Source organism: Burkholderia sp. BCC1644, assembly GCF_902833225.1.
GTDB lineage: Bacteria > Pseudomonadota > Gammaproteobacteria > Burkholderiales > Burkholderiaceae > Burkholderia.
Window position 1 is genome coordinate 130,895 of the sequence record NZ_CADFEI010000001.1, and the last position, 17,971, is coordinate 148,865.

18 protein-coding genes are annotated in these 17,971 nt (G+C 68.2%); 13 read left to right on the forward strand and 5 right to left on the reverse strand.

Annotated elements, in window-relative coordinates:
• Positions 1–3: 3 nt before the first annotated feature.
• The 8 genes from HWX87_RS00585 to HWX87_RS00620 all read left to right on the forward strand — a co-directional run bounded on the left by HWX87_RS00585 (position 4) and on the right by HWX87_RS00620 (position 9,353).
• On the forward strand, positions 4–948 hold the full coding sequence (locus tag HWX87_RS00585; protein ID WP_176045164.1) for a MurR/RpiR family transcriptional regulator: 945 nt from the start codon (positions 4–6) through the stop codon (positions 946–948).
• Positions 945–1,931, forward strand: a complete 987-nt coding sequence (locus HWX87_RS00590; protein WP_176045165.1) for an isoaspartyl peptidase/L-asparaginase — start codon at positions 945–947, stop codon at positions 1,929–1,931. The genes HWX87_RS00585 and HWX87_RS00590 overlap by 4 nt, the downstream gene beginning before the upstream one ends.
• A gap of 27 nt (positions 1,932–1,958) precedes the next feature.
• The gene (locus HWX87_RS00595; protein WP_176045166.1) at positions 1,959–3,866 is read left to right on the forward strand and encodes a dipeptide ABC transporter ATP-binding protein; all 1,908 of its coding nucleotides are present in this window, start codon (positions 1,959–1,961) and stop codon (positions 3,864–3,866) included.
• Between the two features lie 129 nt (positions 3,867–3,995).
• A complete protein-coding gene (gene gsiB, locus HWX87_RS00600; protein WP_176045167.1) occupies positions 3,996–5,558 on the forward strand; it encodes a glutathione ABC transporter substrate-binding protein GsiB in 1,563 nt (520 codons plus the stop codon).
• A 67-nt stretch (positions 5,559–5,625) separates the two neighbouring features.
• Entirely contained in the window at positions 5,626–6,546 is a 921-nt protein-coding gene (gene gsiC / locus HWX87_RS00605) for a glutathione ABC transporter permease GsiC (RefSeq protein WP_176045168.1), read from the forward strand.
• Positions 6,547–6,553: 7 nt separating this feature from the next.
• Positions 6,554–7,447 carry a glutathione ABC transporter permease GsiD gene (gsiD, locus tag HWX87_RS00610; RefSeq protein ID WP_124448022.1) on the forward strand — a complete coding sequence of 298 codons (894 nt, stop codon included), beginning with the start codon at positions 6,554–6,556 and terminating at the stop codon, positions 7,445–7,447.
• Positions 7,447–8,529, forward strand: coding sequence for a P1 family peptidase (locus tag HWX87_RS00615; protein ID WP_176045169.1), 1,083 nt, complete (start codon positions 7,447–7,449; stop codon positions 8,527–8,529). Before gsiD ends, HWX87_RS00615 begins: the two co-directional genes overlap by 1 nt.
• Positions 8,526–9,353: a M55 family metallopeptidase gene (locus tag HWX87_RS00620; RefSeq protein ID WP_176045170.1), complete on the forward strand. Its 828-nt coding sequence runs from the start codon at positions 8,526–8,528 to the stop codon at positions 9,351–9,353. Before HWX87_RS00615 ends, HWX87_RS00620 begins: the two co-directional genes overlap by 4 nt.
• Positions 9,354–9,388: 35 nt before the next feature.
• On the opposite strand, the gene HWX87_RS00625 is transcribed toward HWX87_RS00620, so the two are convergent.
• The gene (locus tag HWX87_RS00625; protein ID WP_176045171.1) at positions 9,389–10,168 is read right to left on the reverse strand and encodes an alpha/beta hydrolase; all 780 of its coding nucleotides are present in this window, start codon (positions 10,166–10,168) and stop codon (positions 9,389–9,391) included.
• 142 nt (positions 10,169–10,310) lie between these two features.
• Between HWX87_RS00625 and HWX87_RS00630 the strand changes: the two genes are divergently transcribed.
• On the forward strand, positions 10,311–11,090 hold the full coding sequence (locus tag HWX87_RS00630) for a helix-turn-helix transcriptional regulator (protein WP_176045172.1): 780 nt from the start codon (positions 10,311–10,313) through the stop codon (positions 11,088–11,090).
• 428 nt (positions 11,091–11,518) lie between these two features.
• Here the strand turns inward: HWX87_RS00630 and pcaG are convergent, their stop codons facing one another.
• The 3 genes from pcaG to HWX87_RS00645 form a co-directional block, all read right to left on the reverse strand.
• Positions 11,519–12,112, reverse strand: coding sequence for a protocatechuate 3,4-dioxygenase subunit alpha (pcaG, locus tag HWX87_RS00635; RefSeq protein WP_176045173.1), 594 nt, complete (start codon positions 12,110–12,112; stop codon positions 11,519–11,521).
• Between the two features lie 3 nt (positions 12,113–12,115).
• Positions 12,116–12,823, reverse strand: coding sequence for a protocatechuate 3,4-dioxygenase subunit beta (pcaH, locus tag HWX87_RS00640; protein ID WP_175015586.1), 708 nt, complete (start codon positions 12,821–12,823; stop codon positions 12,116–12,118).
• Positions 12,824–13,100: 277 nt separating this feature from the next.
• Positions 13,101–13,667 (reverse strand): YiiX/YebB-like N1pC/P60 family cysteine hydrolase, encoded by a 567-nt coding sequence (locus HWX87_RS00645; RefSeq protein WP_176045174.1) that lies wholly within the window; start codon positions 13,665–13,667, stop codon positions 13,101–13,103.
• Positions 13,668–13,787: 120 nt separating this feature from the next.
• On the opposite strand from HWX87_RS00645, the gene HWX87_RS00650 reads away from it, so the two are divergent.
• The 4 genes from HWX87_RS00650 to HWX87_RS00665 all read left to right on the forward strand — a co-directional run bounded on the left by HWX87_RS00650 (position 13,788) and on the right by HWX87_RS00665 (position 16,445).
• Positions 13,788–14,525, forward strand: a complete 738-nt coding sequence (locus HWX87_RS00650; protein ID WP_176045175.1) for a helix-turn-helix transcriptional regulator — start codon at positions 13,788–13,790, stop codon at positions 14,523–14,525.
• Positions 14,526–14,602: 77 nt separating this feature from the next.
• Positions 14,603–15,589 (forward strand): pca operon transcription factor PcaQ, encoded by a 987-nt coding sequence (gene pcaQ / locus HWX87_RS00655; RefSeq protein ID WP_176045176.1) that lies wholly within the window; start codon positions 14,603–14,605, stop codon positions 15,587–15,589.
• Between the two features lie 127 nt (positions 15,590–15,716).
• A complete protein-coding gene (locus HWX87_RS00660; protein ID WP_176045177.1) occupies positions 15,717–16,076 on the forward strand; it encodes a type II toxin-antitoxin system RelE/ParE family toxin in 360 nt (119 codons plus the stop codon).
• 72 nt (positions 16,077–16,148) lie between these two features.
• Positions 16,149–16,445, forward strand: coding sequence for an XRE family transcriptional regulator (locus tag HWX87_RS00665; protein ID WP_176045178.1), 297 nt, complete (start codon positions 16,149–16,151; stop codon positions 16,443–16,445).
• Positions 16,446–16,577: 132 nt separating this feature from the next.
• On the opposite strand, the gene HWX87_RS00670 is transcribed toward HWX87_RS00665, so the two are convergent.
• Positions 16,578–17,852 (reverse strand): amino acid permease, encoded by a 1,275-nt coding sequence (locus HWX87_RS00670; RefSeq protein ID WP_176045179.1) that lies wholly within the window; start codon positions 17,850–17,852, stop codon positions 16,578–16,580.
• Positions 17,853–17,971: the final 119 nt, after the last annotated feature.

The following is a 17,971-nucleotide window of genomic DNA, read 5'->3' on the forward strand; positions in this document are numbered from 1 at the left end:
CGCATGACGCCTCTCGTTCCGTACGACGCCAGTCACGACGAACCCGCGATCGCCGAGCGGATTGCGTCGGCGATGCCGTTGATGACGCCGATCCACCGGCGCATGGGCGAATTCGTGCTCGCCAATCCGTTTCGCGCGGCGACGATGCGGATCGACGAACTCGCGCAGGCCGTGAATGCGTCGATCGCGACCGCGAACCGCTTCGCGAAGGCGCTCGGCTTCGACGGCTATCCGGCGATGCGCGCGGCGCTCGTGCGCGGCTTCGAGGCGACGCTCGGGCCGGTCGAACGGCTGCGCTCCGCGCAGGAGCTGGAGCCCGGCGTGCGCGGCGCGGCCTGGATCGACGCGGTATTCGACCAGGCTGCCGCCAACATCGCGAGCACGCGCGCGCAACTGGATGCGGCCGATGTCGAGGCCGCGGTCGAGGCGATCGTCGGCGCGCGGCGCGTGCTGATCCTCGGCGCGGGATCGAGCGCGTTTCTGACCGGACTGATGGAGCACGGGCTGTCGGTGTGCCACGACAACGTGCAGTCGCTCGCGCTGCTCGGCGGCCCGTCGCATGCGGCGCGGCGCCTGTATACGGCCGATTCGCGCGATCTCGTGATCGCGCTCGCGTTTCCGCGCTACGTGAAGGACACGATCGAGCTGGCCCGCCGGGCGGCGGCGCGCGGCGCGCGTGTGCTCGGCATCTCCGACGGCCCGCAGTCGCCGCTGGCGCCGATCGCGTCGCTGAACCTGTACGTCAAGGCCGAACGGCGTTTCGCGGCCACCTCGGAAGCCGCCGTGCTCACGATGATCGAGGCGCTGATCGACGCGGTCGCGCTGCGCACGCACCGGTCCGCGAAGTCCGCGGCCGAGATGACCGAATTCCTGTTGCCGTGGCTCGTGCAGCCGCAGGCGGCGTTGCCGGCCACCAACCCTTCTTCCTCACGTCCGAAAAAATCATGACTTCAACCGCGATCGTTGCGATTCACGGCGGCGCAGGCACGATCCTGCGCGATGCGATGGATACCGACACCGAACATCGGTACCGTGCCGAACTGACCGCGATCCTGCAGGCCGCGCAGCAGGTGCTGGCCGATGGCGGCAGCGCGCTCGACGCCGTTACCGTCGCGGTGCGGATGCTCGAGGACTGTCCGCTGTTCAACGCCGGGCGCGGCGCGGTCTACACGGCCGAGGGCAAGCACGAACTCGACGCGGCGGTCATGGACGGCGCGACGCTCGGCGCCGGCGCGATCTGCTGCGCGACGCGTGTGCGCAATCCCGTGCTCGCCGCGCGGCGCGTGATGGAGGCGAGCGAACACGTGCTGTTCGCCGGCGCGGGCGCCGATGCGTTCGCGGCCGCACAGGGGCTCGAGCTCGCGGAACCCGGCTACTTCGACACCGACGCGCGGCATGCGCAGTGGCTCAAGGCGCGCGCGGCGGCCGGCACGATGCTCGATCACGATGCGGCGGCGTTCGCGTTCGGCAAGTCGCAGCCGGCCGAGCCGCTCGATCCGGACCGCAAGCTCGGCACGGTCGGCGCGGTCGCGTGCGACCTGCACGGTCACATCGCGGCGGCGACGTCGACGGGCGGCATCACGAACAAGCAGCCGGGGCGGGTGGGCGATTCGCCGATCATCGGCGCGGGCTGCTACGCGGACGACGCGACCTGCGCGGTCTCGACGACGGGCACCGGCGAAATGTTCATCCGCCTCGCGACCGCGCATGACCTCGCCGCGCAGATCGCGTATCGCGGCGCGTCGCTCGCCGACGCCGCGCACGACGTCGTGATGAACAAGCTGGCGCGCCTCGCCGGCCGCGGCGGGCTCGTCGCGGTCGATGCGCACGGCAACGTCGCGATGCCGTTCAACACCGAAGGGATGTACCGCGGCTACGCGCGCGTCGGTGAAGCGCCGGTCGTCGGCATCTACCGCGACGATGCGGCCTGAATCCGGATCGCACGAGGAGAACCCCGCATGACTTCGAGCCGAACCCCATCCGGCCTCGTGCTGCCCGAACAGCGCGTGGTGGCCGTCGACGACCTGTCGGTCACGTTCCGCCGCGAAGGCGCGACGTTCGACGCGGTGCGCAACGTGTCGTTTCACGTCGACCGCGGCGAGACGCTCGCGATCGTCGGCGAATCGGGCTCCGGCAAGTCGGTCACGTCGCTCGCGCTGATGCGGCTCGTCGAGCACGGCGGCGGCGCGATCACGGGCGGCCGGATCGCGTTCCGGCGCCGCGGCGGCGCGCTGGTCGATCTGGCGCAGGCGAGCGCCGCGACGATGCGCGGCATCCGCGGCGCGGACATCGCGATGATCTTCCAGGAACCGATGACGTCGCTGAACCCGGTGTTCACGGTCGGCGACCAGATCAGCGAGGCGATCGCGCTGCACCAGTCGAAGGGCGCGGTCGAGGCGCGCGCGGAAACGCTGCGGCTGCTCGATCTCGTGCGGATCCCGGAAGCGCGCCGCGTGTTCGCGCGCTATCCGCATCAGCTGTCGGGCGGGATGCGGCAGCGCGTGATGATCGCGATGGCGCTGTCGTGCCGGCCCGCGCTGCTGATCGCCGACGAGCCGACGACCGCGCTCGACGTGACGATCCAGGCGCAGATCCTGCAACTCGTGCGCGGGCTGCAGGACGATATGAACATGGGCGTGATCTTCATCACGCACGACATGGGCGTGGTGGCCGAGGTGGCCGACCGCGTGCTCGTGATGTATCGCGGCGAGAAGGTCGAGGAGGGCGAGTCGGACCGCATCTTCGCGGCGCCCGCGCATCGCTACACGCGCGCGCTGCTTGCGGCCGTGCCGCGGCTCGGCTCGATGGAAGGCACCGACACGCCCGAGAAATTCCCGCTGCTGAAAGTGGACGACGCGACGGCGCCGAACGCGGCTCCGGCCGCCGCGTCTGCCGCGCACGACGAGGGTCAGCCGCCCGTCGATCACGCTGCGCCGCCGATCCTGCGCGTGAGCGATCTCGTCACGCGCTTTCCGGTGAAAAGCGGCGTGTTCGGCCGCGTGTCGCAGTACGTGCATGCGGTCGAGCGCGTGAGCTTCGAGCTGCGCGCGGGCGAGACGCTTGCGCTCGTCGGCGAATCGGGCTGCGGCAAGTCGACCACCGGCCGTTCGCTGCTGCGCCTCGTCGAATCGCAGAGCGGGTCGATCGAGTTCGACGGCCGCGACATCAGCGCGATGAAGGGGCATGACCTGCAGGCGCTGCGCCGCAACATCCAGTTCATCTTCCAGGATCCGTTCGCGTCGCTGAATCCGCGCCTGACCGTCGGCTTCTCGATCATGGAGCCGCTGCTCGTGCACGGCGTCGCGAGCGGCAGCGCGGCGCAGGCGCGCGTCGACTGGCTGCTCGACAAGGTCGGCCTGCCGCCCGAGGCCGCGCGACGCTATCCGCACGAATTCTCGGGCGGCCAGCGCCAGCGGATCGCGATCGCGCGTGCGCTCGCACTGAACCCGAAGGTCGTGATCGCCGACGAATCGGTGTCGGCGCTCGATGTGTCGGTGCAGGCGCAGATCGTCAACCTGATGCTCGACCTGCAGCGCGAGCTCGGCGTCGCGTACCTGTTCATCTCGCACGACATGGCCGTGGTCGAGCGCATCAGCCATCGCGTCGCGGTGATGTATCTCGGCCAGATCGTCGAGATCGGCCCGCGCCGCGCGGTGTTCGAGGCGCCGCAGCATCCGTACACGAAGAAGCTGATGAGCGCGGTGCCGGTGGCCGACCCCGCGCGCCGGCACGCGCCGCGCCAGCTCGCCGCGGACGAAATCCCGAGCCCGATCCGCGCGATCGGCGACGAGCCGGTCGTCGCGCCGCTCGTCGCGGTCGGCCCCGATCATTACGTCGCGACGCATCGCGTCGGCGGCGCGTATTGAGTGCGTGACGGTGCGCATATGGACCGCAGCTGCGCACGCGCCAGGCAACGGCGTCTTTATCCCGAGCGGGGGCAGTCACGCCGCGATTTCCACCACGCGTTACCGAATCATCCACAGGAGCCCAACAAGATGAACAAGCCGTATTCGTTCCCGATGTTCCGTCCGCGCGCGCTGTTCGCGGCGGGGGCAGGCGCGCTCGCGCTGTCGGTCGCGGCGCCCGCGTTCGCGCAGCAGAACGTCGTGGTCGCCGTGTACTCGACGTTCACGACGATGGACCCGTACGACGCGAACGACACGGTGTCGCAGGCCGTCGTCAAGTCGTTCTACGAGGGGCTGTTCGGTTTCGACAAGAACATGAAGCTCGTCAACGTCCTGGCGACCAGCTACACGGCGTCGCCGGACGCGAAGGTGTACACGGTCAAGCTGCGTGAGGGCGTGAAATTCCACGACGGCACCGATTTCAACGCGGCTGCGGTGAAGGCGAACTTCGACCGCGTGACCGATCCCGCGAACAAGCTGAAGCGTTACGGCCTGTTCCGCGTGATCGAGAAGACCGAAGTGGTCGATCCGAACACGGTGCGGTTCACGTTGCGCGAGCCGTTCTCGGCGTTCATCAATACGCTCGCGCACCCGTCGGCGGTGATGATCTCGCCGGCCTCGCTGAAGAAGTGGGGGCGTGACGTGTCGCTGCATCCGGTCGGCACCGGGCCGTTCGAATTCGTCGAATGGAAGCAGACCGACGACATGAAGGTGAAGAAGTTCGCCGGCTACTGGAAGAAGGGTTATCCGAAGGTCGACACCATCGACTGGAAACCGGTGGTCGACAACAACACGCGCGCGGCGCTGATCAAGACGGGCGAGGCGGATTTCGCGTTCACGATTCCGTTCGAGCAGGCGAACGACCTCAAGAGCAACCCGAAGGTCGAACTGATCGAGTCGCCGTCGATCATCCAGCGCTACATTTCGCTGAACACGCAGCAAAAGCCGTTCGACAACCCGAAGGTGCGTGAAGCGCTGAACTACGCGGTCAACAAGGAAGCGCTCGCGAAGGTCGTGTTCGCCGGTTACGCGACACCCCAGACCGGGGTTGCGCCGATGGGCGTCGACTATGCGACGAAGCTCGGGCCCTGGCCGTACGACCCGGCGAAGGCGCGTGCGCTGCTGAAGGAAGCCGGCTATCCGAACGGATTCGAATCGACGCTCTGGTCCGCGTACAACCATTCGACGGCGCAGAAGCTGATCCAGTTCGTCCAGCAGCAGCTCGCGCAGGTCGGCGTGAAGGTGAAGGTGCAGGCGCTCGAGGCCGGCGAGCGGGTCGCGAAGGTCGAGAGCGCCCAGGATCCGGCAACGGCGCCGGTGCGGATGTACTACAGCGGCTGGTCGGCCTCGACGGGCGAAGCGAACTGGGCGCTGACGCCGCTGCTCGCGTCGGCTTCGGCGCCGCCGAAGCTCTACAACACGGCGTACTACAAGAGCGCTGCCGTCGACGACGATCTCGCGAAGGCGCTCGAGACGACCGATCGTGCGAAGAAGGCCACGCTTTACGCCGACGCGCAGAAGCAGGTGTGGACCGACGCGCCGTGGATTTTCCTGGTGCAGGAGAAGATCGTCTACGCGCGCAACAAGCGACTGCACGGCATGTACGTGATGCCGGACGGCTCGTTCAACTTCGACGAAATCTCGGTGAAATGACGGCGGCTTGCCTGCCTCGCGGTGCCGGCGGTGCAGGCCGCCGGCACGCTGATTCGATCGGTGCCCCATGCTGAATTTTCTCGTCAAACGCCTGTTCGGCCTGCTGCCCACGCTCGCGATCGTCGCAGTGCTGGTGTTCCTGTTCGTGCACCTGCTGCCGGGCGACCCGGCGCGGCTCGCGGCAGGGCCCGAAGCCGACGATGCGACGGTCGCGCTCGTGCGTGCCGATCTCGGGCTCGACCGGCCGCTGCCCGCGCAGTTCGTGAATTTCTTCACGAAGATCGCGCACGGCGATTTCGGCATGTCGACGCGCAGCAAGCGGCCGGTTTCGACCGAAATCGGCGAGCGATTCATGCCGACGCTGCTGCTGACGCTCGTCAGCATGGTGTGGGCGACGGCCTTCGGCATGGCGATCGGGATCGCGTCGGCGGTGTGGCGCAATCGCTGGCCCGACCGTCTCGGCATGACGATCGCGGTGTCGGGCATCTCGTTTCCCGCGTTCGCGCTCGGCATGCTGCTGATGGAGATTTTCTCGGTGAAGCTCGGCTGGCTGCCGGTCGTGCCGGACGGTTCGTGGCGGAGCTACGTGCTGCCGTCGCTGACGCTGGGCGCCGCGGTCGCGGCCGTGATGGCGCGCTTCACGCGAGCGTCGTTCGTCGAGGTGCTGAACGAGGATTTCGTGCGCACCGCGCGTGCAAAGGGCGTGCACGAGCCGATGGTCGTGCTCAAGCATTGCCTGCGCAACGCGATGATCCCGGTCGTCACGATGATGGGGCTGCAGTTCGGCTTCCTGCTCGGCGGCTCGATCGTCGTCGAGGTCGTGTTCAACTGGCCGGGGCTCGGGCGCCTGCTGGTCGACGCGGTGACGATGCGCGACTACCCCGTGATCCAGGCGATCGTGCTGCTGTTCTCGCTCGAATTCATCCTGATCAACCTGACCGTCGACGTGCTGTACGCGGTCATCAACCCGACCATCCGGTTCAAGTGAGGTGCGCATGAACGCGACTGTCCAGCCCGCGGCGCCGGCCGCACCGACCGCGATCCGCACGCCGTGGCGCGAATTCTGGCGCAAGTTCCGCAAGCAGACCGTCGCGCTCGTCGCGGGCGGCTTCGTGCTGGCGCTCGTCGTGCTGGCCTTCGTCGGCCCGCACATCGTGCCGTTCGATCCGGAGAACTACTTCGACTACGATGCGCTGAACGCGGGGCCGTCGGCCGTGCACTGGTTCGGCGTCGATTCGCTCGGCCGCGACATCTTCAGCCGGATCGTCGTCGGCACGCGCATCTCGCTCGCGGCCGGTTTCTTCTCGGTCGCGCTCGGCGCGGTGATCGGCACGTTCTTCGGGCTGCTCGCCGGCTACTACGAAGGCTGGTGGGACCGCATCACGATGCGCATCGCCGACGTGCTGTTCGCGTTTCCCGGCATCCTGCTCGCGATCGGCGTGGTCGCGATCCTCGGCAACGGGATGATCAACGTGATCTGCGCGGTCGCGATCTTCAGCATCCCGGCGTTCGCGCGGCTCGTGCGCGGCAACACGCTGATGCTCAAGCACATGACCTACGTCGAGGCTGCGCGCAGCATCGGCGCGTCGGACTGGACGATCATCATGCGGCACATCCTGCCGGGCACCGTGTCGTCGGTCGTCGTCTACTTCACGATGCGGATCGGCACGTCGATCATCACGGCCGCGAGCCTGTCGTTCCTCGGGCTCGGCGCGCAGCCGCCCACGCCGGAGTGGGGCGCGATGCTCAACGAGGCGCGCGCGGACATGGTGACGGCGCCGCACATCGCCATCTTCCCGAGCCTTGCGATCTTCCTGACCGTGCTCGCGTTCAACCTGCTCGGCGACGGGCTGCGCGACGCGCTCGATCCGAAGCTGGAGCGCCGCTGATGGGGGGTGCACCGATGTGGGCCGCGACGCTGCCGGCCGGAGCGCGCGGCACGATCGCCGACGTGCCGGGCGTGACGGTCGGTCATTGCACGCTCGATGCCGGCGGCGTGCAGACGGGGGTGACCGTCGTGAAGCCGCACGCGGGCGACGTGTACCGCAGCAAGGTGCCGGCGGGCGTCGCCGTGATCAACGGCTTCGGCAAGAGCGTCGGGCTCGTGCAGGTCGACGAGCTCGGCATGCTCGACACGCCGATCGCGCTGACCAATACGTTCGGCGTCGGCGCGGTCGCCCAGGCGCAGATTCGCGCGGCGATCGCGGCGAATCCGCAGATCGGCCGCGACTGGCCGACCGTCAACCCGCTCGTATTCGAGTGCAACGACGGTTATCTGAACGATATCCAGGCGTTCGCGGTCACGGCCGCGCATTACGACGAAGCGTGCCGCATCGCGTCGCGCGACATCGAACGCGGCGCGGTGGGCGCCGGGCGCGGGATGTCGTGTTTCGACCTGAAGGGCGGGATCGGCTCCGCATCGCGCGTCGCCGTCGCGGCCGGCCGGCCTTATACGGTCGGCGCGCTCGTGCTCGCGAATTTCGGCCGGCTGCCGATGCTGACGCTCGGCGGCGTGCCGCTCGGGCGCATCGTCGCGCAGCGGCGCGCGGCCGAAGCCGCGCATGCGGCACCGCCCGAGCAGGGCTCGATCATCCTGTTGCTCGCCACCGATGCACCGCTCGACGCGCGGCAGTTGTCGCGGCTCGCGCGCCGCGCGGGCGCGGGGCTGGCGCGCACGGGGTCCGTCTACGGGCACGGCAGCGGCGACATCGCGCTTGCGTTCTCGACCGCCTACACGATCGCGCACGATGCATCGACGATCGCGCTGCCGGCTCTCGTGGCCGATGCGGCGCTCGATCCGCTGTTCATGGCCGCGGCCGAAAGCGTCGAGCACGCGATCGCCGACGCGTTGCTGCGGGCCGTGACGGTCGCCGGGCGCGACGGCCACGTGCGGCAATCGCTGCGCGACGCGGTGCCCGATCTCGACCGGTTGTTCAACGAAGATAACGAAGGGCATTCGACCCAGTCATGAAGATCCTGATCTCGACCGACATCGAGGGTGTCGCCGGCGTATTCGCCACCGAGCAGACGCGCGCCGGCAATCCGGAGTACGAACGGGCGCGCCGCTGGATGACCGCCGAGGCGAACGCGGCGATCGAAGGTGCGTTCGCGGGCGGCGCGCAGGCCGTGTGGGTCAACGATTCGCACGGCGGCTTTCGCAACCTGTTGCCCGACGGGCTCGATGCGCGCGCGCGCGTCGTGCTCGGCAAGCCGCGCATGCTCGGGATGATGGCGGGCCTTGAACAGCAGCCCGATCTCGTGTTCATGATCGGCTATCACGCGAAATCGCAGACGCGCGGCGTGCTCGCGCACACGATCAACAGCTTCGCGTTCACGCAGGTGTGGCTGAACGGCGTCGAGCTGGGCGAAGCCGGACTGTACGGCGCGCTGGCGCACGAATATGGCGCGCAAGTCGCGCTTGCCACGGGCGACGACGTGTTCGCCGAGGAAACGCAGCCGCTGTTTCCGGACGCACGTTTCGAGACGATCAAGACCGCCGGTGGCACATCGAGCGGCGACACGCTCACGCCAGCCGCGTCGTGTGCGCGAATCGCAACCGCCGCGCGCGATACGGTGGCGCAGGCGCTGTCGGCTGGCGTGCGTGCCGGTGCTCACCGGCCCGCGCCGGCGGCCTGCACGCTACGCGTGCAGACGGCCGCGCTGGCCGACTTGTTCTGCGTGCTGCCGTCGCTCGAGCGTGTCGATGCGGTGACGCTGCGCTTCGACGGGCCGTCGGTCGAGCACGTGGTGCGCACGCTGAACAGCCTGTCGGCGATGTCGTTCATGCTGCGGTGATGCGCGCCGCAACGAAGTCGCAGGCGTGCGACCGGTCAATTCGCGGCGGCAGGGCGCGCCGTCACGGCGAGCAGGAACGCTTCCATCGCCGCGACCAGCGCGAGCGGCGTCTCGTTCATCGGGTAGTGGCCCGCATTGCGCAGCACGTCGACGGTGGCGAACGGATAGCGCCGCAGGTAGGTTCGGGCCATCAGCGCCGCGTCGAATGCAGGATCGTGTTCGCCGATCAGCACTTTGACCGGGTGCGTACCGGCGATCTCGTCACTGAAATCCGTATCGGCCCACGCGCGGAAGTACGCGCCGAATGCCTGCGCCGACGAACAGGCTGCCGAATACGCGGCTTTCCACTCGATCCAGGCGGCCGGCAGTCGGCCGCCGGTGCTGCGGTCGATGATGGTCCGGCGATCGGCGGGATGGTCGGCGGCGCGTTCGAATAGCGTGCGTCGCGCGGCGTCGAACGGCAGGCCGCCGCATGGTACGGGCGCGATCGGCACCAGCGCGCGCACGCGGTCGGGCGCGAGGGCGGCGACCTTCTCGATCGCCATGCCGCCCATTGAATGGCCGACGAGGCTGAAGGTCGGGAAGCCGAGCGCGTCGGCGAGCGCGAGCGTGTCGGCGGCGATCTCGTCGATCGTGTAGTCGCCGCGTGCGTCGCGCATGCGGCCGTAACCGCGGTAGTCCATGAATACATAGCTGAAGCGCTCGCGCGACAGCCACGCTTCGACGGGTTCGAACGCGCGGGCGTCGCCGAACCAGCCGTGCAGCACGAGAACAGGGTGGGGGCCGTCCCCCACGCGATGAAACGTATTCGGCATGTCCGCTCCGATGAGGTTGCAATCCGGCCGATCAGGCCGGCGGGTCTTGCGACCGTGAGGTCGCGCAACGGTGGAGCGGATCGTAGATCGATCGAGGGCGACCCGCCTTCGATATCGGGTCATTAATGATGGAATTCGGGCCGTGAGAAATACGCTGCTAGATCCCTACGAACACATTCCGCGGAACGTGGTCGTGACCGCCAACGACTATTCGGCCGGCACGACGTTTCCGGAGCACGCGCACGGGCGCGGGCAATTCGCGTTCGCGTCGCGCGGTACGATCAGCGTGTCGACGCCGCACGGGCGCTGGCTGGTGCCGCCGCAGCGCGCGTGCTGGGTGCCGGCCGGCGTGCGGCACGAAATGACGATGACCGGGCCGGTCACGATGCTCAATACGTTCGTGTCCGGCGACGCCGCGCAGGCGGCCGGCCTGCCCGGGCAGTGCGGCGTGTATGGCGTGTCGCCGCTGCTGCGGCAACTGATCGACGATGCGATCGGCCTGCCGGCCATGTACGACGTCGACGGGCGTGCGGGCAAGCTGATGGATCTGCTGGTCGCGGAAATCGCGACGATGCCGCGCCTCTCGCTGCATGCGCCGCTGCCGGCCGATGCACGGCTGGCGAAGGTGTGCCGGCACCTGTTCGCGTCGCCGTCGATCGCGGCCGATCTCGACCAGGTCGCGGCCGATGCGGGCGTGAGCCGGCGGACGTTCACGCGGCAGTTCCGCGCGCAGACGGGCGTGAGTTTTGCCGCGTGGCGCCAGCAGGTGTGCATGCTCGCGGCGATTGCCCGCCTGACCGACGGGCAGCCGGTGACGCGCGTCGCGCTCGATCTCGGGTACGCGAGCGCAAGCGCGTTCACGTCGGCGTTTCGCCGAATCCTGGGCGACACGCCGAGCCGGTATCTGGAGATCCGGCGCTAGCCGGCCGCAGCTGCAAAAAAATACGCGCCCGCCAAATTCGGTCGGACGCGTTTAAAGGCACTCGGTCAGAAAAAATGCGCGAACAGCCTGCCGGGCGGTGTCGCGCATTACATGCGTAATTATTTTCGATGCTGATTTAATCTCGCTTGGGCGTTGCGGATAACGAAGGATACGCCGCATAACGCGCAAACGATATCCCGCTGGCCCGACGTTTCATGTGCGCTCGCAGCATGCGTTTCAATCGAACGTTTGATATCTGGGCGGGAAGCCTCGGATAACAGGCATCAGCAGCCTCAACTCGCCACGATGCGACGCATCATCGAATGATGGCGACGGCCCACGAAAAACGCCGCGTGGTGCGATGCCTGTCGGTATCGCGCCACGCGGCGTGCGGTTGCGTGCGAAGCCGGCGTGCGCCGGCGCATGCGTCAAACGTCGAAGAACACCGTTTCGTCCGGCCCCTGCATGCGGATGTCGAAGCGGTAGACGACCGGGCGGCCCGGCTGCGCGTCGCGTTTCGCGACGAGCGTCGCGCGGCGCTCGGCCGGTACCGCATTCAGCACGGGGTCGGTCGCGTTCGCCGCGGCTTCGTCGTCGAAGTACACGCGCGTGAACGCATGGGTGAGGATCCCGCGCATCATCACGGTCACGTTGATGTGCGGCGCCTCGTCGGCGGCGATGCGGCCGGGCTTCACCGTCTCGACGACGAAGCGCTGCTGCGCGTCGGTGCCCGTGCCGACCCGTGCGAAGCCCGTGAAGCCGGATTTCGCGATGTCGTCGCGCGAGGCCGGGTAGCGGCCCGCGCCGTCCACCTGCGTGAATTCGAGCACCGCGTCGCCGACCACGTTGCCGTCGCCGTCGAACACCTGGCCGACCAGCAGCACGTGCTCGCCTTCGGCGTGCGCTGCGGCGATCGTCGGCGTGAACAGGCTTTTCAGGTCGTAGTCGTATTGCTGCGGGCAGAGGCCGTACGCGAAGTACGGGCCGACCGTCTGCGAAGGGGTTTGCTTCAGCGTCGTCATGATTCAGCGCTCCATCGGGGTAGCGTCGCGGCCGCGCAGCACGATGTCGAATTCGTAGCCGAGCGCATAGCCTTCTTCGGTGATGTCCATCGAGAAGCGCGAGATCAGGCGATCGCGCGCGGCTTCGGGCGTGCCCTGGAAGATCGGGTCGTACGCGAGCAGCGGGTCGCCGGGGAAGTACATCTGCGTGACGAGACGCGAGCCGAAGTAATCGCCGAACAGCGAGAAGTGGATGTGATTCGGGCGCCACGCGTTCGGATGGTTGCCCCACGGATACGCGCCGGGCTTGATCGTCAGGAAGCGGTAGCGGCCTTCGTCGTCGGTCAGGCAGCGGCCCGCGCCGAGGAAGTTCGGGTCGAGCGGCGCGTCGTGCTGGTCGATCTTGTGCACGTAGCGGCCGGCCGCGTTCGCCTGCCACACCTCGACCAGCGTGTTGCGCACGGGCTTGCCGCCTTCGTCGAGCACGCGGCCCGTGACGACCATGCGCTCGCCGAGCGGCTCGCCGTTCTTCACGGCGTTCTTCGTCAGGTCGTGGTCGAGCGCGCCGAGATCTTCCGCGCCGTAGACGGGCGCGTACTGGTCGCGCAGCTTCTCTTTCAGCGGGATCAGCGGGCGGGTCGGGCCGCGCTTCACGGACGAGCGGTACTCGGGGTGGACATAGGCCGGATGCGACGGCCAGTCGCGCGGCGTGAGGATCGTGGGGGAATCCATCGGGCGTCTCCTGATAGGTATTTCGCGTAGGGGATGGCAGGACTTTAGCCAATCCGGAAAGTTATGCAAAATGACCTTTTTTCGCGAGACGCATAACCGTTCGTTATGTTCGGTGCGCCAATGAAAAATCCGCCGGACAGGATGCCTGTCCGGCGGATGAAAGCGATCGGGCTTCGCGTCGTCGGTGACGACCCCGTGCACGGCCCTCCAGCCAGCCCGTCGCTATTTTTTGTCTTTTGTTCTTGTTGTTATCCGGCCTCCCTGGGCGCGCCCGTTGTCATTGGCAGCCGGGATCGAACACGATCCCGTCGAATTCGACCGACAGCGTGCTGCTGCGCAGCAGTGCGGCCGGCGTCGGCGCCTGGTCGGCACCGATCACGTCGCTCACGTACTGCGCGCAGAACCCGCGCCGCACCCGCAGGTTGAAGCGGTTGCCGAGCAATGCGTCGATCCGCTGTTCGGCCGTTGCATGCAACCGGCGCTGTTCGTTGGCGGTCGATGCCGCAATGCGGCGTGCCAGCGCGATGCGTCCGCCGTCGGTATGGGCGACGAAGCGCGACAGCGGCGTGAGCTTCGTCCATGCCAGCGCGGCGGATTCGGCGATCACCGGTTCGTCGCCCGACGTATCGACCACGATGCCGAAGCGGTTGGCCCATGCGCCCGTCGTGCCTGCCGCGTCGCGCGGCGAGCCGGCCGGCACGCGGATGAACACGAGATCGCCGACATGCGCGCTGGCGGCCAGCGTGCGGACCGTGGCGAGCGGCATCGTGCGATCCGTGTCGCGTGCATCGCGCGGTGCGGTGTGCTGCGGTTCGTAAGCGGCGGTTTCGGTGCGAGTGGCCATTTCGGCTCCGTCGTTGAGTGACAGGACGGAGCCGATTATGCAGACAAGTATCCAAAAGTGTTCATCTGTACGCGCAGGTAGCCTAATATCCGACCTGGAGCATCATTTTTCGATACTAAAATGACCGAAACCGCCCAACTCATCGAAACGCTGAAGCGCCAGTTGAAGGCGCAGGGAATGACCTACCGCGATGTCGCGCGCGCACTCGACGTCTCCGAGACGAGCGTGAAGCGGCTGTTCGCGAGCGGCCGCTTCACGCTGGAGCGCGTTGCGGAGATCGCGCAGTTGCTCGGCTATACGCTGGCCGAGCTCGTGCAGGAGGCATCGGCGTCGGCGCCGAGGCTGCACATGCTGACCGAGCAGCAGGAGGCGCTGCTCGTGTCGGACGAGAAACTGCTGCTCGTCGCCGTGTGCGCGATCAATTACTGGACCGTGGAGGACATCGTGTCGGCCTATCGCGTAACGAAGGCCGAATGCGTGAAATACCTGTTGATGCTCGACCGGATGAACGTCGTCGCGCTGTTGCCGGGCGACCGGATTCGCGTGCGCGTCGCGCGCGATTTCGACTGGCTGCCGGGCGGGCCGATCCGCCGTTATTTCCATGCACACGCCCTTGGCGATTTCCTCGACAGCCGCTTCGACGGCGCGGGCGAGACGATGACGTTTTCGCAAGGGATGCTGACGGAGGCGGCCGCCGCGGAGCTCGAACTGGAATTGCGCCGGCTGCGCAGCAAGGCGGCCGCGCTGCATGCGGAGTCGGCGTCCGCGCCGCTCGGGCAGAAGCACGGCACGGGCCTGCTGATCGCGACGCGGATCTGGGAGCCGACCGGCTTCCACGCGCTGCGGCGTGACGCGTGACGTTTCACCTAGCGCTTGGGCTTATCCGGAAAGTTATGCAAAATGGCATTTCATTGCCATTCGCATAACCACCCGTTATGAATAACCGTATCGCCGACGGCCGCGTCAAGTTCCGGCACCTGCAGTGTTTTCTTGCGGTCGCGCAGTTGGGCGGCGTGCAGAAGGCGGCCGAAAGCCTGTCGATCACGCAGCCTGCCGTGTCGAAGACGATCGCTGAACTGGAGGCGATCCTCGGTGTGAAGCTGTTCGAGCGCGGCCGGCAGGGTGCGCAGCCGACCCGCGAAGCGCAGTTGTTCATGCCGCATGCGAACGCGTGCGTGCTGGCGCTGCGGCAGGGCGTCGGACTGCTCGCGCGCGAGGGCGGGGCCGCCGCCGCGACGCTGGAAATCGGCATGCTGCCGACCGTCGCGGCATCGCTTGCGCCCGCGTTGATGAAGGCGCTGGCCGAGCGCTGGCCGCGCATCGTCGTGCGGATCGCGACGGCCGCGAACGCCGATCTGTTGGAGCGGCTGAAGTCCGGTGCGATCGAATGCGCGATTGGGCGACTGTCGGAGCCGGAGCGGATGATCGGGCTCGCGTTCGAGCAGTTGTACAACGAGCCGCTCGTCGCGGTCGTGCGCGCCGGGCATCCGCTGCTGTCGAGCGGGGCGCCCGCCACCGAGCTCGCGCGCTATCCGGTCGTGCTGCCGCCGTTCGGCACGCTGATTCGCCAGTCGGCCGAACAACTGCTTGGCGCATGCGGCGCGCCGCCGCTGGATTCGTTCATCGAGGTGCTGTCGGTATCGGTCGCTCGCGCGCTGGCGCTCGAGAACGACGCGGTCTGGTTCGTGCCGCTCTATGCGGCCGAATACGATCTGTCGGCCGGTGCGCTGGCGCGCCTGCCGCTACCGTCCGCGGGTACCGACGAGCCGGTCGGGCTCATTTTGCGCACCGATGCGCAGCCGACGCCGGTCGCACGGACGCTGATCGATGCCGTGCGCGACATCGCACGGTCGCGGTTCGGCGACAAGCATTCGCACCGGCCGCCACGCGCCACGCGCAAGCCGGCTCGCGGCGATCGCTGATCCTTCGGGCCGCGCGGCAAGCGCGGCTCAGTCCCTTTCTCCGTTGCCGGATTGGCTATCCGGCCAGTAGCCGTCGTCGTGGCGCTTGGCATATCGTATCGTTTTTGATACGATTGGTGACAAGACGATGGCGAGACAGCAGATCCAGGTCACGCTCGGCGTGCGGTTCTTTTGCACGGCCCGAGGCAACGAGCCGGTGCGCGAATGGCTCAAGGCGCTCGGGCAAGAGGAGCGAAGGGCGATCGGCGAAGAGATCAAGACCGTTCAACTCGGCTGGCCGCTCGGCATGCCGCTGGTCCGGAAGATGGCGAAGGATCTGTGGGAGATCCGCGTGATGCTGCCGGGGCGGAACGCCCGCGTGCTGTTCACGGTCGTCGGCGACACGATGGTCTTGCTGCACGGCTTCTTCAAGCAATCACGGGCCACGCCGTCGGACGAGCCAGACGTCACCGTCGCGCGCCTGAAGGCGCTGACGCACGCCATCTGAATTCCCGGTTGCGCCGGAACCCGCCGTCTCCGACGGCCGGGCAGCCGGCAATGCCATGCATTGGAGTACGACATGACGACCACGAACAACCCGCATATCGGCAGCGACTTCGATACCTTCCTCGAAGAGGACGGTAATCTCGAAGCGGCCACCGCCACCGCGATCAAGCGCGTGATCGCGTGGCAGATCGGGCAGGAAATGAAGGCGCAGCACATCACGAAAACCGCGATGGCCGCGCGGATGAAAACCAGCCGTGCCGCGCTCAACCGGCTGCTCGACGAAACCGACACGAGCCTCACGCTGGCGACGCTCGCGAGCGCGGCCGCCGCGCTCGGCAAGCGGCTCAGCTTCGAGCTGGTATCGGCCTGACAGGCGCGATGCGCGCGGCAATCCGGCCGACGATCCGGGTGGCGGTCCGGGTGGCGGTCCGGGTGGCGGTCCGGCTGGCGATTCGCCGGCGCGCCGCCTCAGGCGGGCGGGCGTCAGCGCGCGCACCGCGCATCATTTGCGCGATCCGGTCACCTGCAGATAAAGCAGCGCGCCGCCCGCGAGCAGCAGCGGGCACAGGAAATACCAGCCGGTCGTCAGGAACAGCCCGGCAACCGCAACCAGCGATATCCACGCGCAGCGGTAAGCGATGCCGCCGCGCGGCAGCAACTTCAGCGCGGCGGCCGCACCGAGTCCGTACACCATGACGAAACACCCGGACGTCACGAGTACGAGCGGTTTCGGCCCGACGTCCGAGATCGTCGTCGCGGCCAGCGCCACGGCCGCGAGCACAGCGATCACACCGAGGCTGCGGCGCGGGACGCCGCCGACCTGGCTGCCTTGCGCGAGCCACGCGGGTAACGCGCCGTCACGCCCGAGCGCCGCGCCGAGCTTGGCCGCGCCCGCGAAATACGCGTTCATCGTGCCGAGCGTGAGCAGCAGCGCGGCCGCGGCCGCGAGCACCTGCGCATGGCCGCCGATGCCGCCCGCGATGAGTTCTGCGAGCGGCGCGCCCGATGCGCCGGCCGATGGCCCGAGCACCATCACGCTCGCGGCGGCGACCGACAGATACAGGAACCCGACGACCACGACCGCGATGCCGGCCGAGCGCGGCATGTCGTGCGCGGGCCGGCGGAATTCGGCCGCGAGATGCGTGATCGCTTCCCAGCCGGCGAAGCTCCACACGAGAAGCGCGGCGGCCTGGCCGACCGCGAGCCAGCCGTGAGGTGCGAACGGCTGCAGGTTCGCGGTGCGCGCATGTGGCGCGGACGCCAGCACCGCGGCGAGCAGCAGCGTGACGAGCAGCGCCGACAACACGAGCTGCATGCGGCCCGATACGGTGACGCCGAATGCATTTGCGGCCGACACGGTCGCGATCAGCGCGGCAGCCGTGACGATGACGGTCGTGTGCCCGCCGCCCGTGACGGCCGCGACGTACGCGCCGCCGAACATCGCGGCGGCCGGTGCGCCGGCCGGCACGGCAAAGTAAAAGCACCAGCCGACGATGGCTGCGGCCTTCGGTCCGAATGCACGCCGTGCGTAGGTCGAGACACCGCCCGAGTCGGGATAGCGTGCGCCGAGTGCGGCGAAGGTGGCCGCGAGCGGCCCGGACAGCACGACGAGCGCAGCCCACGCGAGCAGCGACGCCGGGCCGGCGACCTCGGCGGCCAGCGCAGGCAACGCGATCACGCCGGTGCCGAGCACCGCGCCGATATACAACGCGGCACCCTGGAAAATCGTCAACGAGCCCGCGTGATGAGCGGCGGGCGAGTCGGCATGCGAAGTCATGAGCGGCAGTCTCCGGAAGTCTTGTTTTGTCTGGGCGACGCGCGGGAGCCCGCGCGGGCAATCGTTCGATGCTACCCGAACGATTGCGGCAGCGCGGCCCGGCGATCAGTAGTCCGTGC